Raw genomic sequence first — 16,258 nt, 5'->3', positions numbered from 1 at the left:
ATTAGGAGAAACCTTTACTAAATAATGGATAATTAATAAAATTGATTGAAATGGAGGGGCAACTCCTACTGGAATAGGGTGACGCTTGAGACTAAAGGCTCAGGCCGCGCCAGTGGAAAGCGTCCCTGGAATGGAAATCAATTTTGTGCACAGCAAAAAAACAGCATTTTTCTCACAGAGAAAAATGCTGTTTTGGGGTTCTGTCCCAGCCTCTTTTAAAATAAATTCAGTTTTCCAATACGTGTAATTGCTTCTTTCAAACGTTCTTCATCGACTAAAAGACCAACTCGAACATATCCTTCGCCGTAAGTACCAAATCCATTACCGGCAGCAACAGCTACGTCTGCTTCTTTCAAGAGTAAATCTGCAAAAGCTTCACTTGTATAATTATTGGGTACAGGTAACCATGCGAAGAAGGAACCTTTGGGTGCCTTTACCCGCCAGCCAATACTGTTGCAAGATTCGATTAGGGCATTTCTTCTACCTTCATATAAATTCACTAATTCTTCTACACATTCCTGACTTTCATTTAACGCAGCAGTGGCAGCGTCTTGAATAGCAGGGAAAAGACTAACAAATAAATGGTCTTGAATTATATTAATAGCTTCAATAATTTTAGCATTTCCTACAGCAAAACCAACTCTCCAGCCGGCCATATTATACGTTTTGGATAGAGTATACATCTCTATGCCAACTTCTTTCGCACCTTCTGCCTGTAAAAAACTTACTGGCTTCACGTCATCAAATCCGATTCCTCCATATGCAAAATCATGAACAATAGCAATATCAGTCTCTTTCGCTAACGTAACAGTCTCTTGGAAAAAGTCTAAAGTAGCAATTGCCCCAGTAGGGTTATTAGGATAATTCAAATACATCAGTTTGGCTTTTTGTTTTTGCTCCTCCGTTAAAGAGCTGTAATCAGGTAGGAAATTATTTTCCTCGATTAATGGCATCGTGTTAAACTCAACATTTGCAAGTCCCACCCCTGACAAATAATCAGGATAGCCAGGGTCTGGAAGAAGCATTAAATCATTTTCATTCATCAGTGCTAACGGAAGCTCGACTAAACCAATTTTAGTTCCAAATAAAATTGCCACTTCCGTTTCAGGATCAATGTCCACATTATATTCTCGTTTATAGAAATTGGCTGCAGCTTTTTTAAAATCCCCAGTTCCACGAAATGGACTATACTTATGATTTAGTGGATTAGCAGCAGCTTCTTGCAGTGCTTGTACAATATGAGGGGGGGTAGGCTGATCAGGATTACCCTGTCCTAAATTAATCACATCTCTACCTTCTAGAACTGCTTCTCCTACTTTTTTTACTAGTGTAGCAAAAAACTGCGAAGGTAGACTTTTTAAACGGTTTGAAAATTCCATATACGTAACCTCGTTTTCTAATTAGTTGCATTTGTTAGTCAAATCTTATAATCTTTTTATAATTATGTCTATAGGGGTGTCAAAATGAGGATTGCTTGTGTCCAGTTAAATATAGCTTTTGGGAATCCAAAAGAAAATTTTAGAAAAGTGGAAGAGAAGATTCGAAAAGCGGCGATGTTAAATGCAGAAATCGTTGTACTGCCTGAAATGTGGAATACTGGTTATGATTTAACACATCTTGAAGAAATAGCTGATATAAACGGGGAAGAAACCAAAAATCTCTTGACGGGGTTAGCAAAAGAGTTACAGATTCATATTATTGGTGGATCAGTTTCAACGAAAAAAGATAATCATTTCTTTAATACAATGTACATCGTAAATAATACTGGAGAGCTGATTGCAGAATATGACAAAGCTCATTTATTTAAATTAATGGATGAACATCTTTATTTAGCAGCAGGATCGAACAAAAATATATTCACCCTGAATGATGTCGAAATGGGTGGCGTTATTTGTTATGATTTACGCTTTCCAGAGTGGTTCCGGATGCATTCATTGGCTGGAGCGAAAGTAATTTTTGTACCTGCACAATGGCCAGCAACTAGAGTTGATCATTGGAAAATCTTATTACAGGCTCGAGCAATTGAAAATCAATGCTTCATCGTTGCAGTTAACCGAGTTGGAGACGATCCTAATAATTCATTTAACGGAAACTCAATGGTAATTGCACCATGGGGAGAGGTTCTTTGGATTGGAGCCGATGAAGAAACAATCGGATTAGTAGATATCAATATAGAGGAAGTGGAAGAAGTAAGAAAGAGAATTCCTATATTTAAAGACCGTAGAGTAGATATATATTAAAAGTTATATTGCTATCTGTATTGACGTACAGATAGCTTTTTTGTATGGTTTTCTAAAGGGGGAATTATAAATGGTAGAAAAAATTCACGCTATTCAAGATGAATACCCAGAGGATTTCGCATGGTGCTACGGTTGCGGGAGAATGAACAAGGAAGGACATCGCTTTCGTACGGCATGGGATGAGGAACAAACAGTGACGATTTACGAACCAAAGGAAGAACATATCGCTATACCTGGTTTCGTATATGGTGGGCTAATTGGGGCATTAGTCGACTGTCATGGCACAGGGTCTGCGTCACTTGCACTACACCGAAAGAATGGGTTTGAACCAGGTAGTGGAGAAATACCGCCACGCTTTGTGACAGGTTCTTTACATGTAGATTTCCTAAAACCAACACCGCAAAAAGTTACGCTAAAAGCAATTGGCAAAGTGGAGGAGATCCATCCTAAGAAATTCAAAGTCACTACTGAAGTCTTTGCAGGAGAAGAGCTCTGTGCTCGAGGTGAAGTTATCGCTGTATTAATGCCTGCAACTTTTGGAAAACAATAAAATATCTTGAGAACCTGCTAATAAAACATATTTTTTAATAGCAGGTTCTTTTTATTTTGGTTATGTTAATTGGTATTATGATACCAATCCTCTCCTTAATAGCTAAGAATCACCTAATGTTGAAATACGGATAAATTAGTCTCCCATGAAAATTAATAAACACTCAAATCCTATAAAATGTAAACGACCCATGCTTAGGATACTGGAATTTTCTGTTTAATTGTCCGCATTTTTTTCTTTGAAATATATATAAAGATGTTACTCTTGCAAGAAACATATATCCCTAAATCTACAGATTTTATGTCGCAATAGCATTAAACAATGTTTAATTTCTTTTCTTACAATTTTGTTAAATTATGCTATCATATCACTACATGACACTAGGAGAGGTTATATGAAATATGAAAAGGTTTTTAAAACCACGCTTGCAATCATTGGATTTCCATTAATGTTAGCAAATATGTACTCTAATAAGAAACATAAAGTAAGTGGATTAGGTAGTCTAGTGAAAATAAATGATAGATTAATCCATACTATTGATACTGGAAGAAATGATTCGAAATATACAGTAATTTTAGATGCTGGATTAAGTTGTTGTTCAATTGATTGGTATTATATTCAACCAAAAGTTTCTGAGTTTTCGCAGGTTATTTCATTCGATAGGGCAGGATATGGATGGAGCTCATCTGCAAAAGGAAAATATACAAGTGAAAACGTGGTTGAGGATTTGATAAAAGTTTTAGAAAAAATAAACGCAAAACCTCCGTACATATTAGTAGGACATTCATTTGGAGGTTTAAATATGCGATTGTTTGCTAGTAAATATCCAGAGAAAGTGGCAGCTTTAATTTTAATAGATTCAGTACACGAAAATAGATATTTAAGTAGTGAATGGGATGCAGAACGCAAGAACATTCATAAGAAAAACTTGAGGTTATTTAGATTAGGGTATATAACTTCAAGCATAGGTATTGCTAGATTACTTAAACAACCAGTTGGCAGGAAACGTTTTCCAGACCCTTATCAAAAATATATAAACTATATTGGGTATAATCCAAAATCATTCGAAGCTGTATATAAAGAATTTTTTTATAGTGAAGAATCTGCCTTTCAATTAAAAGGGTCAAAACCATTAAAAAAAGAACTACCAATAACTGTTTTAAGTTCTAATAATAATGATATTTCTTGGATAGAACATCAAAATCTTCTTTCAAATTTAACAAATAATACAATTCAAATTAAAGCTGACAATAGCCACTCAATTCATTTAGAAAATCCAGATATTGTAATAAATACTATAAAGGAAGTTATAAACGAACTAGATAAAAAAAGTCCTTTTTATCCTGACGAAAGCTTTAATTAAACAATGTGATCATTTAGGGGTTCTGTTTTAGGTTAAGAACATCAAGTGAATTTCGGACGTTCAGTGTGAGATGTTATACTCAAAAAAAGGCAGTAAAATACATGAGCTTGGAGATGCATTTTCCAGCTCATTTTTTATGTACATAAATATTTTCCGATGTAATATTTTATGTCCAAAATCGCCAAATAACTTTAATATGGTCTTCATTTTCAATGAAATTGCCCATACGATTAAAACATTCGAAATTTGGGAATAAAATGAAAAGGAGGTCGATAGTAATGGATACAATTTTATATTTTATATTTGCAGTTTTGTATATAGCACTATTAATCTGGGGACTAATTGGTATAAGAAAGTATGACTTAGCAAAATGGACAAGTGTTATCTATTTAGTCCTCCTGCCTTTGATTTATGATAACGGAATTCTAGCCACAGGTAAGTGGATTGGAGAAGGGGAATTATTGGAAAGACTTAACTTCTCTCGTTTTTGCTTACATGCATTATTTACACCATTACTAGTTTTGTATTCTATAGGAACTTTGCAGGAAAGTGGAATCGAATGGGCAAAGAAAAAGTGGTTAATTACCTTAGGTATTATTTATACGATTGGCTTAATGGTATTAGAATTTTCTATAGAGGTTGTAGGATTGGAAATTGAGGTAGTAAAGGAATACGGGGTCATTAGCTATTCAAATGTAGAAGAAGCTACTGGTCCTCCGATTATGGTGCTATTAGTTTCTCTAATTCTCATTGTAGCAAGTGCAATCTTATGGAAAAAAACAAAATGGCCAGTTTTTTTTATAGGTGCAGTGGTTATGACTGTTGGAAGTGCAGTACCTATTAATGTAGGTAGTGGAGCATTGACGAACGCATTTGAATTATTTTTGATTTTCACTTTGATTTGGACTAAACGACGGTTGATATCAAATCAGCTAAATACTAAATAGTTTCAGCATAGAAGAGGCTGGGACAGAAGTAGAAATTTTTAAGGAGAAACCTTTACTAAATAATGGATATTTAATAAAATTGATTGGAATGGAGTGGCGACTCCTACGTGAATAGCGTGGCGCCTGAGACTACAGGCTCAGGCCACGCCCGTGGAAAGCGTCCCTGGAATGGAAATCAATTTTGTTAACAGCAAAAAAACAGCATTTTTCTCACAGAGAAAAATGCTGTTTTGGGGTTCTGTCCCAGCCTCCTTGCAAATTTAAGTGTTCACTATTTCATCTACGGGAGGTGCCTCTTTTGGTTCCGGAACTCTCGATAATATGATAAAGCCAATGATGAATAAGATTACTAGACTAAAAACTCCATACGCAGAGTTTCCAGTTAACTGAGCAGTAACAGCTACTAATAATGGTCCCATAATCGACGCAAATTTACCGAAGATATTATAAAATCCAAAAAACTCGTTTGAATTTTCTTTTGGAACTAATTTACCGAAGTAAGATCTACTAAGCGCTTGTATACCGCCTTGAGAAGTTGCCACAAGCATTGCTAAGATCCAGAAATCTACTATAGTGTCTAAGAAAAATGCATAAGTACATACAATAATATAAACAATTATTCCAACATAAAGCATTTTCTTTTCAGAAAATTTAGTTGCTAATTTCCCATATAATAGAGCAAATGGAGCTGCTACAACTTGTGTGGCAAATAATACGATTAGCAAACTCGTAGAATCCAAACCTAAATCAGAACCATAAGCTGTTGACATGGAGATAATGGTGCCTACTCCATCAATATAAAAAAAGTAAGCTAATAAAAATAGAAACACAGTTCGGTATTGCCGTATTTCCTTGAACGTATTTCCTAATCGTTTAAAGCTTTCTTTAATTATATTTCCTTCTTTTTCAATAAAGTGAATTTGTTTCACATTTTTGAACATTGGGATGGAGAATATCACCCACCAAGCAGCCGTTATCACAAATGCAGCTCGGCTTGCGTTAGTTGTTGAAATTGGAATAATTTCTTTCCCGGCTAACAAAATAATAATGATACTAAGTAAAAAAGGAATAGTTGAACCTATATAGCCAAGACTATATCCACGTGCGGATACCTTGTGCATTCGTTCATTGGTTGTTACATCGACTATAAAGCCGTCATAGAAGACATTCGCTCCAGTTGCACCAAGTGCAGCAAGTGTATAAAAGATTAATAATAATAGCCAATTATCAAAAGGTACGAATGCTAGCATTGTAGTAAAGGTAACACCTAGTACAAAGAAAAAAGTAAAAAATTTCTTTTTCATACCACGATAGTCTGCAATTGTTCCTAAAATAGGTCCTATCATGGCAAGTATAAAAGTAAAAATGGCAATCGTATATCCGAGATAAGCTGTAGAATCTGCTGCATCTACTCCCCCAGCTTTTGCAGATTCCTTAAAAAAGATTGGGAGAACAGCTGTAGTAATGATGATTGAATAGGCGGAAGAGCCCCAATCATAAAGAGACCAACTATTCTCTTCTTTCGTGAATTTTTTCAAGATATTCATCCCTCCAACCATTGTTATTAAGTATTGTACATCAAATAAACCGAGGGTAGTATAATAATTCGGTAAAGTAACCTAAATTTTACAATGAAAAATTTACATACTTTTAACATTTTGCAAGTGATATTAGGAATAATATATATATATAGAGGAGTAGAAAATATGGAAACTAATAGCAAACAAAAAGCAATCATAGATATAGGGTCTAACTCCATACGACTTGTTGTTTATAGTTACAATAGATCAGTTGGCTTAATAGAACATCATAACTTTAAAATGGTCGCTAGATTAAGTATGCATATAGATATAAAAGGGAACTTGAGTGAAGAAGGCATACATATATTAATAGATACTTTATTGAAATTCAAAAAAATATTAAATGATATTTCAGTGAATGATGTATTTGCAGCTGCTACTGCCGCTATTAGACAGGCAAACAATCGTGACACTATTTTAAAAGAGGCTGAAAAACAAACGGGAATTGATATTACATTATTATCTGCAGAGCAGGAAGCATATTATGGGTATCTGGCTGTTATTCACTCCACGAATATTCAAACAGCAGTAACGATAGATATGGGTGGAGGAAGTACGGAAGTTACATACTTTGAAAACAAAGAAATAAAGTACTCACATAGTTTTCCCTTTGGAGCAGTTTCGTTAAAAAAGAAATTTATACATGCTAGTTCCATCACATTGGAAGAAAAAGAAAATCTTATTGCATATGTGCGGGAACAATTTCACACATTAACATGGTTGTTAGACTTGCAAGTACCAATTGTTGCTATTGGCGGAAGTGCACGGAATTTAGCGCAGGTAGATCAGCAACGTAAAGATTTTTCACTACATGGAATACATCAATATGAGCTAAGTGCGTTGGATTTAAAGGAGATTAGCTGTGAATTCGCCACATCAACCCTAGAGGATTTAAAGAAAGTAGAAGGACTTTCCAGTGACCGAACAGATATTATTGTGCCAGCATTAGAAACCTTTCGAGTATTTTCGGAGGTAGTAAAAGGTCCTGCATTTATATATAGCCAAAAGGGATTAAGAGAAGGAGTTATTTTTGCTCAGCTTATAGAACAATTTCCGGATGATTTTAATGTGAACGATGTGACAACGAATGCAATTCGGCATGTATTAGGTAAGTTTAATGTGAATGAAAATAAATCACTACAACTATATGAAATATTTTCATCTATCTATCATACTTTCACAGAATGGAACTATATTACTCCCCTCCAAAACGATCAATTACTACGTTATGCGTTTCAACTCTTTCATATCGGTAAGGAAATTGATCAAAATACTTTCAGTCAACATACGTTTTATCTCATAACAAATTTAACAATTGACGGAGTATCAAATGAAGAGCGACTTAAAATTGCGTTACTAGCTTCTTATAAAAATAAGGATACATTTAGACAATATGTAGGACCGTACAAACATATTATTAGTAATGGGGAAAATAAGCAGCTTAGAGATATCGGTGCATTAATCCGTTTCATAAAAGGGATGGATGTTTTGGGGAGATCTCGTATAAAAAGTGTCTCCTTAACAAAATCTGATTTTAAAATTGAATTTATATTTGGTGTGGTTGGCAATTATATGCTTGAGCAATATCAAGCAGAAAAATTAAAAAAACTTATAGAGAAAATAGTGCAATTGGAAGTGAAGCTGAAGTTTGTAATTACGGAGGAATGAGAGTGAAGATGGACAGCACTGTAGAAAAACACCCTTTTAACAACTATGCTTACTACAATAACAGGGAAATAAGTTGGCTTGCTTTTAATGAGCGAGTACTTGAAGAAGCCGAGGACGAAACGAATCCCTTGTTGGAACGGTTGAAATTTTTAGCTATTTTCAGCTCCAATCTGGATGAGTTTTTTATGGTGCGTGTAGCAGGATTACAGGATCAGGTGAGAGCAGGTTTTAATAAACCGGAAAACAAAGCTGGACTTACACCAAAAGTACAGTTAAATAAAATCGCTTCTATTACAAGGAAATTAGTAAGTAGACAAATGAAAATTTACAAAGAGCTTATTGAGAAACAACTTCCTGAACATGCTATTTCTTTAGTTAAGTATGCCGAATTAACTGATAGCCAAAAGAAGGAAATGCAAAAGCTGTTTGAAGAAGCAATATTTCCTGTTTTAACACCAATTGCTGTGGATGCATATCGTCCATTTCCAATATTATTAAGTAAAACGATGAATATTTTAGTTATGATTGAGGATCATCAGGATGACCATGTTGAACAAAATAAAATCGCTATCGTACAGGTTCCTTCCGTATTAAAGCGTTTTATCCAACTTTCTACGGAGGATGGTTCGTTTGTTGCCGTACTGCTAGAGGATGTCATAATTGAACATATATCCAAGTTGTTTCGTGGTTTTCATGTGAAGCATGCCAACCCTTTCCGAATTACACGCAATGCGGATTTAACAATTCATGAAGAGGGTGCACGAGATTTACTAATAGAAATTGAGAAAGAGTTAAAAAAGCGTAAATGGGGAGCAGTTAGTAGATTAGAAGTAAAGATAAGTGAAATAAAACCAAAGCTACTAAATTATTTACTAGATGAGTTAGAAATAACGTCAGAGGATGTTTATAAAATAGATGGACCTTTAGATACGACGTTTTTATTCTCCTTTATTAAAAATTTTGAAGGAAAATATATGGATCTTTTCTATGAACCTTTCATTCCTCAGCCGCCATTAGATATAGCTAGTGATGAAGACATTTTTGATAAAGTGCAGAAGCAGGATCTATTTTTTCACCATCCCTATGAATCCTTTCAACCGATTATAGATTTTATCGAAAAAGCTGCTGACGATCCATCTGTTTTGGCTATAAAGCAAACACTATACCGGGTAAGTGGTAATTCTCCTGTCATACTTGCGTTGAAGCGCGCAGCCGAAAATGGAAAACAGGTTACAGTTTTAGTAGAATTAAAAGCTCGTTTTGATGAGGAAAATAACGTGCAGTGGGCTAAGGAGTTAGAGAAAGCTGGCTGTCTTGTCATATATGGGATGCATAATTTAAAAACACACTCGAAAATAACATTAGTAATCCGTAGAAGAAATAATAGAATAGAGCAATATGTTCACTTGGGGACTGGCAACTATAACGACCAAACAGCAAGGATATATACAGATATGGGAATCATAACAGCAAATAAAAAAATTGGATCAGATGCGACACAATTTTTTAATTTCCTAAGTGGGTATACAGATAAACCCAATTACGATAATTTAGTCGTTTCACCATATGATATACGAGATAAATTTGTTCGTTTGATAGATGAAGAAATTGAGTTTCATCAAGCATTTCATAACGGACATATTAAACTAAAAATGAATTCTCTTACGGATAAAGATTTAATATGTAAGCTTTATGAAGCCTCTTCAGTTGGAGTAAAAGTTGATCTAATAGTAAGGGGAACATGCTGTTTACTTCCTCAAATTCCTGGAGTTAGTGAAAATATAACTGTAACGAGCATTGTTGGGAGATTTTTGGAGCATTCCAGAATCTATTGGTTTCATCGTAATGGAGGTTCTAGATTATATCTTTCCTCAGCGGATATGATGACTAGAAATATGGTGAAACGAGTAGAAATATTATTTCCAGTTTTATCACCACCTATTAAAAGAAGAGTAATGGAAATTCTTGATTTGGAGTTACAAGACACTGCTAAAGCCCGAGTACAGGATGAATATGGGAAATATCATTATAGGAAAACAGATAATACTAAAGTAAACAGCCAACAAATTTTGTTGGAAAAATCCTTAAAGCATATTCCAGAGGAGTAAAATAAGAGTCGTACCCAAATGACATTTTGGGTACGGCTCTTAAGGTGATATATTACTTATTTAAAAGTTTTCGCAACTTCAGAAACTTCAAATGCTAAATCATCATTTCCGAATAACTGGAGTACATACAGAACTGATTGGGTATCTACATCTAAAGCGTTCTTTTCAGTATTTTCCGTTACCTCTATTAAAACCTCATTGGAAGCTTGAGTTGGATAAGCTTTCCCATAAAGGTCTATTGGGTTTATATCATGGTTAGCACACCACTGCACGTAGATTTGAATCATCATATTTTCATCTGCTTCATATTGTTCAATTACTTTATTTTTCATTTCATACCTCCGTATTAAAGAGAGTCAATTACCCGCCATATATTTGAGGAAATTTCTTTTATTTCATGATTATGGGCAGTATCTTTTAAAATATTAGAGAAACTATTTAAAACAGTTTCCAATAAATATTTCCTCGGTTTACTATTTTTTAGTTCTTCCACTATGAAGTCAATTAACTCGATTTCCTCTAACTTCAATTTCTTCTCATTGGTTTCTTTATATGTTTCAATCAATTGAATGACATGCTCTTTTGTGATGTCGACTTCATCATAGAAATGATCAAATACAAAAGTATCAATAAGAATCTCATCAGATTCTATTAAATCAGGGATAAAGGATTCCATCCGCTTCATAATATATTTGATTAATTCTTCAGAAGTTAGAGTCCTTGACTTTATCGTCCATGGATGCTGCAATTGTTGAATCATCCCTAGCATCAAAATAGCACTGTCAACAGAAAATTTATGAAGCTTTGTTCCAAAAACATCAACTAAACGTCTAGCTAACCACTTTACTTCCTCGTAATGGTTTTCCTTCACTACATTTCTAAGACCAGAATCCTGGGAGTAAAAGATTGCAACAAAAAGAGGGATAAGGTTTCTCTCTTTATATACTTTCATTCGAGCTATCAATTGCTGTATTAATATATTTTTATCGGCTACGTCTTGCTGTATTAACAACTCTCTACGTTTAAGTGCAGTTTCTTCTTTGGCAGCTTCAATTATTGCAATTATGCATTCATCTTTTGAAGAAAAATAATTATAAAAAGTGCCTTTTGAAATTTTACTTTCATTTATAATATCTTGAACCGAGGTAGCTATATATCCTTTTTCTATAAATAACTTTTGTGCAATTAGTAACACCTGATGTTTTCTGTTTTTCATATTAACTCACCTTTTATACTACTAGTCTAACCATTATAATACAGAATAAAGTTTGTTATATCAATGATTAAGAGGGTAAGAGTATTTAGTTATTGCTTTTCTTGAACTAAGGGTATAAAATGTTCAAAGTAGTGTACGACACGTGCAATTATATTCCCAAAATATTAGGAGGAAAGAGAAGAATGAAAGAAACGCAACAAAAGCCACCATATGCCATGATTGCTATCCTATTTGTAGGAGCATTCATAGCATTTTTAAATAATACGTTATTAAATGTAGCTTTGCCTACTATCATGACTGAATTTGCAGTTAAAGCTTCTGTTGTTCAATGGTTAACAACTGGTTATATGCTTATAAATGGTATTTTAATACCAGCTAGCGCGTATTTTGTAACTAAGTTCTCAAATAGAAAGCTATTTATTACCGCAATGTCATTATTTTCATTGGGTACATTATTAGCTGCTATAGCACCAGAATTTTGGGTTCTTATCTTAGCTCGTATGATTCAGGCAGCAGGCTCGGCTATGATGATGCCATTACTAATGAATGTTATGTTGACTGCATTCCCTATTGAACGAAGAGGGGCAGCAATGGGGTTATTCGGTTTAGTAATGATTATGGCTCCAGCCATCGGACCAACATTGTCTGGATTCATCATCGAACATTATAATTGGAGAGTATTGTTTGAGTTAATATTGCCATTAGCTGTAATCGTATTATTATTCGCGATATTCAAACTAAAAAATATTACACCAAATAATGATATGAAACTTGATTTTTTATCGCTAGGATTATCGACCATCGGTTTTGGAGGTCTATTATACGGATTTAGTACTGCAGGAGATAAGGGCTGGGATGCTCCGATTGTATATAGTACGATTGCAATAGGAGTCATCGCTCTAGTAATTTTTGTCATTAGACAATTAAAACTAGATGAACCATTGTTAAATCTACGTATTTATAAATATCCTATGTTTGCTTTAGCTTCTATTATTTCTATAGTAGTTTCGGCTGCGATGTTTTCAGGAATGATTTTAACACCTTTATACGTTCAAACTATTCATGGCATTTCACCACTAGATTCAGGTTTATTAATGCTCCCAGGTGCTCTGGCAATGGGGTTAATGTCTCCTGTTACAGGAAAGTTATTTGATAAATATGGTGCTCGTTCTCTAGCAGTTATAGGTTTAACAATAACTGCCATTGCGACATATATGATGAGTAATTTAGCTGCAGATTCAGATTATTATTACATCATGATTGTTTATACGATTCGAATGTTTGGTATGTCGATGGTAATGATGCCTATCATGACAAACGGTTTAAATGAATTACCTATGAAAATGAACCCACATGGGACTGCAGTAAATAACACCTTGCAACAAGTATCAGGTGCTATAGGAGCAGCAATATTCATCACCATTATGAATGCAAGAATGGAATCCAAAGGCGCTAGTTTATTCGAAGAAGCTGCGAAGGCAGGTAATGTGCCTACGGCTGCTGATGCATTAGAACAGTTTCAAAACCAAATTGGTTTGCAAGCAATGTTAGAAGGGATCAACTTCTCGTTCTTTATCGCAACGCTTGTAACAGTCGTAGCGTTAATACTATCCTTATTTGTAAAACGAGTAGATATATCTAAAAAACATACAAATGTAGAATAAACACAAAAAAGCACTTGCGAAAGCAAGTGCTTTTAATATTGAAGAAATTGTATATTGTTCGGTTTGATAAATCCAATTTTGAAAGTATTTAGAAGAATAAAATTCATCCAATGTTATTGCGGATTTCCGTTTCAGGTGGACACTTTCCACTGGCCACCTCATTCACTACGCTCCGGCGGTTCTTGACTTTCTCACTGTTCCTGCTAGAGTCGCCACCTTTCACTCCAATCAAGGCTATAGTATAGCCTACAGCTAAGATGATAAGATTAGTTAAGTTTTAGATAGTCAGTTGAATTAGAAATGCTATTATCCAATAATAGAAGGAGAAAGCAGATTTTCTTTTATTCTAGTGGAAATAAAGTGAGGTAGTAAGTGTTTTTCCAATAAAGAAGCGAAATAGCGAACGAAATTGCATCTATGGGGGCAGCACGATGTGGTTCGGACATTCGTTGCGAAATGTTTTTTTATTTTGCGACGAGCTTTGCGCAGGAGTACCACGATGTCGCGTACAAAGAATGTTATCCCCACTCTAAATTAGAAAGTATCTTATCTCTAGTTATCCAAAAAGGTCTTAAGCTCATTTTTACAGTTGAGGGAGGGCGACGGAAAGAAAAAGTGGAACTTCAATTAGTGGGGCTTCATCCACTACTAATTGACAAATTGAACTCAGGCAAATAACGCCGCGTTGTGCGGCAAAGCCTGAGTGACCAACATCCTGTTGGCCCGAACCATTTGGGCTTTAAAGGGCAGTTATCTACCGCCCGTTAATGCGGGACAAACGCCATAAAAATACAAAAAAAGGAGAGTCTGTTTGTGACGTCAGTCACAAACAGACTCTTAAAAATACTCGGTAATAATATAGCAGAACGTCTGTCCAAAGCCCTTCGAAAACGATAAAAACAGGTTTTGATCTTAATGGATTGGTGCTATTTATACTTTATTTTTCTTAGTATACATTTTTATAGGTTTTGATTTATTTCCTCTGTTAATGATTCTAACTCATCTATTAACGAACCGATATATGCAATCGTATCCTTTAATGGTTCATCCGTCGTAATATCGACACCAGCCATTTGAGCTAGATCTACAGGGGATTTAGTGCCCCCTGCTTTCAATACCTCTGTCCATTCATCTACAGCAGTTTGACCTTCATTCAATATTCGCTTAGATACTTGAGTGGAGATAGTTAACCCAGCGCTATATGTGTACGGATACAATCCCATATAATAATGCGGTTGGCGCATCCAAGTAAGCTCCGCACCATCTGTAATTTCTACTGTATCTCCCCAGAATTCTTCTAATACACTTCGTTTATATTCATTTAGGATTTGTGCATTTACATTTAACCCTTGATCAATTCGGTCATAAACTTTACGTTGATAGGCAGCTTCCAATAGATGTGTTACAAAATTATGATAATACGTACGAGCTACAATAGAAGAAATAACCCAACGTTTAAATTTAGGGTCATCCGAACTTTTCAGTAGATGATTGGCTACTAGCATTTCATTCATCGTTGATGGAGCTTCGATGAAATAAAGAGAAGGACGAGCATTAAAAATGTTCTGCTCTTTATTTGCATAATAGAAATGACCGGCATGACCTAATTCATGTGCAAGAACAAAGACCTCATTCATCCGACTAGACCATGAAATTAGGATATATGGGTGACTTCCGTACGGACTAGAACAAAAGGCACCCGTTGATTTTCCAACGTTTTGAGGAAAATCAATCCACCGTTCTTCATATGCCCGATTGACCATCTCGATATATTCTTCACCCATAACTGATAGAGCATCATCAATATATTTTTTGGATTCTTCCACGGAAATTGTGGGCTCATACGTTGGGTCTAAAGAAATTTTCAAGTCCGCAAACGTCATTTTGTCCAGCCCGTGTTCTTTTTGAAGTAATTTTGCGTACTTGCGCATATGGGGTGCAAGTTCCTTCGTGATCAAATCAATTTGTCTATTATATAAGGAACGGTCAACTTCCTGGTTGAATAATAAATAATCATAAATAGAATCATAGCCTCGCAAATCTGATGATGTTTTTTCCATTTGTAAATGCATATCGTACGTTTTAGCTGTCGTATGCTGATATTCTTTTAATTTTTTGGAGAAAGCCACAAATGCTGCTCTTCTTATTTCTGGATCAGTTTCGGCTTCCCAGTCATTCTCAAATGACACATAACTAAGGGGATACTCCCTGCCATTTACCTCAAAATTTTCAAACGAAATATCAAGCATTTTAGTTGTATCATACAATTTGTATGGTGCTCCAAAAGAAGCAGAGTAGGCAGCAAGTGTTTTTTCTACTTCAGGATGAAGTTGGTATTTTTTCTTTTTAAGTAACTTGTCTAAGTAAAGTTGGTGGGATGGAGATTTTTTGATAGCTTCTTCAATTATACTATCTGGGAGTTCTACTAACTCACTATTTAAAAAAGATAATTGACTGCTTACCTTTGCGGATAGTGAACCAAATCTACTTGCCCTCATCTGAGCGTCCGTATTAGTTTGATCAGTACTTAAGGAAAGACTAGCAAATGCTCCTGCTGGTACTATTTTCTCGTATAATTTCGTATATTCTATAAGGGCATTAACTACATCGATAGCATTTCGGATTGTGCCATGGAAGCGACTACTAAACTCCAATGCTCCGCTTTCTATCTCTTTTAACGCATCTTCAAAATCGTTTTCAGATTCAAATAAATCGTATAAATTCCACGTTTCTTCTACTTGTACTTGATCACGTCTTGGCATTTGGTTTACCATTTTATCTCTCCTTATTATTACGGATTTCGAACTAATAATAGTATATATAAAAATAACAGAAAAGTAAAAACAATAAATAGTTTCTAAGTTTTCTATCAATAGAACGAAATATCAGTATAAATAATAAAATATATTGCATAAACTTAAA

Annotated in this window: 12 protein-coding genes; 7 read left to right on the top strand and 5 right to left on the bottom strand. The window is 34.8% G+C overall.

Going from position 1 to position 16,258, the window contains the following annotated elements; all coding sequences use genetic code 11:
- Nucleotides 1-215 precede the first annotated feature (215 nt).
- Nucleotides 216-1,379, bottom strand: a complete 1,164-nt coding sequence (locus MKY37_RS00955) for a pyridoxal phosphate-dependent aminotransferase (protein WP_340772819.1) — start codon at nucleotides 1,377-1,379, stop codon at nucleotides 216-218.
- An 84-nt stretch (nucleotides 1,380-1,463) separates the two neighbouring features.
- Here MKY37_RS00955 and MKY37_RS00950 point away from each other — a divergent pair, with 84 nt between their 5' ends.
- The 4 genes from MKY37_RS00950 (at nucleotide 1,464) to MKY37_RS00935 (ending at nucleotide 5,100) form a co-directional block, all read left to right on the top strand.
- On the top strand, nucleotides 1,464-2,240 hold the full coding sequence (locus MKY37_RS00950) for a carbon-nitrogen family hydrolase (RefSeq protein ID WP_340772816.1): 777 nt from the start codon (nucleotides 1,464-1,466) through the stop codon (nucleotides 2,238-2,240).
- A 70-nt stretch (nucleotides 2,241-2,310) separates the two neighbouring features.
- On the top strand, nucleotides 2,311-2,790 hold the full coding sequence (locus tag MKY37_RS00945) for a PaaI family thioesterase (RefSeq protein WP_340772813.1): 480 nt from the start codon (nucleotides 2,311-2,313) through the stop codon (nucleotides 2,788-2,790).
- A gap of 394 nt (nucleotides 2,791-3,184) precedes the next feature.
- Nucleotides 3,185-4,153: an alpha/beta hydrolase gene (locus tag MKY37_RS00940; RefSeq protein WP_340772810.1), complete on the top strand. Its 969-nt coding sequence runs from the start codon at nucleotides 3,185-3,187 to the stop codon at nucleotides 4,151-4,153.
- A 278-nt stretch (nucleotides 4,154-4,431) separates the two neighbouring features.
- On the top strand, nucleotides 4,432-5,100 hold the full coding sequence (locus MKY37_RS00935) for a phospholipid phosphatase (RefSeq protein ID WP_340772808.1): 669 nt from the start codon (nucleotides 4,432-4,434) through the stop codon (nucleotides 5,098-5,100).
- A 260-nt stretch (nucleotides 5,101-5,360) separates the two neighbouring features.
- Here the strand turns inward: MKY37_RS00935 and MKY37_RS00930 are convergent, their stop codons facing one another.
- On the bottom strand, nucleotides 5,361-6,641 hold the full coding sequence (locus MKY37_RS00930) for an MFS transporter (RefSeq protein ID WP_340779814.1): 1,281 nt from the start codon (nucleotides 6,639-6,641) through the stop codon (nucleotides 5,361-5,363).
- Between the two features lie 165 nt (nucleotides 6,642-6,806).
- Here MKY37_RS00930 and MKY37_RS00925 point away from each other — a divergent pair, with 165 nt between their 5' ends.
- Together MKY37_RS00925 and MKY37_RS00920 are read left to right on the top strand one after the other, a co-directional pair.
- Complete coding sequence (locus tag MKY37_RS00925; protein ID WP_340772807.1) at nucleotides 6,807-8,348, top strand: Ppx/GppA family phosphatase; 1,542 nt, start codon at nucleotides 6,807-6,809, stop codon at nucleotides 8,346-8,348.
- A gap of 8 nt (nucleotides 8,349-8,356) precedes the next feature.
- Nucleotides 8,357-10,456 carry an RNA degradosome polyphosphate kinase gene (locus MKY37_RS00920; protein WP_340779813.1) on the top strand — a complete coding sequence of 700 codons (2,100 nt, stop codon included), beginning with the start codon at nucleotides 8,357-8,359 and terminating at the stop codon, nucleotides 10,454-10,456.
- A 56-nt stretch (nucleotides 10,457-10,512) separates the two neighbouring features.
- On the opposite strand, the gene MKY37_RS00915 is transcribed toward MKY37_RS00920, so the two are convergent.
- Together MKY37_RS00915 and MKY37_RS00910 are read right to left on the bottom strand one after the other, a co-directional pair.
- A complete protein-coding gene (locus MKY37_RS00915; protein ID WP_340772805.1) occupies nucleotides 10,513-10,788 on the bottom strand; it encodes a hypothetical protein in 276 nt (91 codons plus the stop codon).
- A gap of 14 nt (nucleotides 10,789-10,802) precedes the next feature.
- Nucleotides 10,803-11,672, bottom strand: a complete 870-nt coding sequence (locus MKY37_RS00910) for a TetR/AcrR family transcriptional regulator (RefSeq protein WP_340772803.1) — start codon at nucleotides 11,670-11,672, stop codon at nucleotides 10,803-10,805.
- Nucleotides 11,673-11,854: 182 nt separating this feature from the next.
- Here MKY37_RS00910 and MKY37_RS00905 point away from each other — a divergent pair, with 182 nt between their 5' ends.
- A complete protein-coding gene (locus MKY37_RS00905; protein WP_340772801.1) occupies nucleotides 11,855-13,336 on the top strand; it encodes a DHA2 family efflux MFS transporter permease subunit in 1,482 nt (493 codons plus the stop codon).
- Nucleotides 13,337-14,295: 959 nt separating this feature from the next.
- Here the strand turns inward: MKY37_RS00905 and pepF are convergent.
- Nucleotides 14,296-16,110 carry an oligoendopeptidase F gene (pepF, locus tag MKY37_RS00900; protein ID WP_340772798.1) on the bottom strand — a complete coding sequence of 605 codons (1,815 nt, stop codon included), beginning with the start codon at nucleotides 16,108-16,110 and terminating at the stop codon, nucleotides 14,296-14,298.
- Between the last annotated feature and the right edge of the window lie 148 nt (nucleotides 16,111-16,258).

Origin of the sequence: Psychrobacillus sp. FSL K6-2836 (genome assembly GCF_038003085.1) — a bacterium.
Classification (GTDB): Bacteria; Bacillota; Bacilli; order Bacillales_A; family Planococcaceae; genus Psychrobacillus.
The sequence above is the reverse complement of the archived record's forward strand: the minus strand, read 5'-3'. Positions and strand labels throughout refer to the sequence as shown.

Bases quoted from the DNA above. Each gene is read 5' to 3' on its own strand.
- MKY37_RS00955 (WP_340772819.1), bottom strand. From the start codon at position 1,379: ATGGAATTTTCAAACCGTTTAAAAAGTCTACCTTCGCAGTTTTTTGCT.
- MKY37_RS00950 (WP_340772816.1), top strand. From the start codon at position 1,464: ATGAGGATTGCTTGTGTCCAGTTAAATATAGCTTTTGGGAATCCAAAA.
- MKY37_RS00945 (WP_340772813.1), top strand. From the start codon at position 2,311: ATGGTAGAAAAAATTCACGCTATTCAAGATGAATACCCAGAGGATTTC.
- MKY37_RS00940 (WP_340772810.1), top strand. From the start codon at position 3,185: ATGAAATATGAAAAGGTTTTTAAAACCACGCTTGCAATCATTGGATTT.
- MKY37_RS00935 (WP_340772808.1), top strand. From the start codon at position 4,432: ATGGATACAATTTTATATTTTATATTTGCAGTTTTGTATATAGCACTA.
- MKY37_RS00925 (WP_340772807.1), top strand. From the start codon at position 6,807: ATGGAAACTAATAGCAAACAAAAAGCAATCATAGATATAGGGTCTAAC.
- MKY37_RS00920 (WP_340779813.1), top strand. From the start codon at position 8,357: ATGGACAGCACTGTAGAAAAACACCCTTTTAACAACTATGCTTACTAC.
- MKY37_RS00915 (WP_340772805.1), bottom strand. From the start codon at position 10,788: ATGAAAAATAAAGTAATTGAACAATATGAAGCAGATGAAAATATGATG.
- MKY37_RS00910 (WP_340772803.1), bottom strand. From the start codon at position 11,672: ATGAAAAACAGAAAACATCAGGTGTTACTAATTGCACAAAAGTTATTT.
- MKY37_RS00905 (WP_340772801.1), top strand. From the start codon at position 11,855: ATGAAAGAAACGCAACAAAAGCCACCATATGCCATGATTGCTATCCTA.
- pepF (WP_340772798.1), bottom strand. From the start codon at position 16,110: ATGGTAAACCAAATGCCAAGACGTGATCAAGTACAAGTAGAAGAAACG.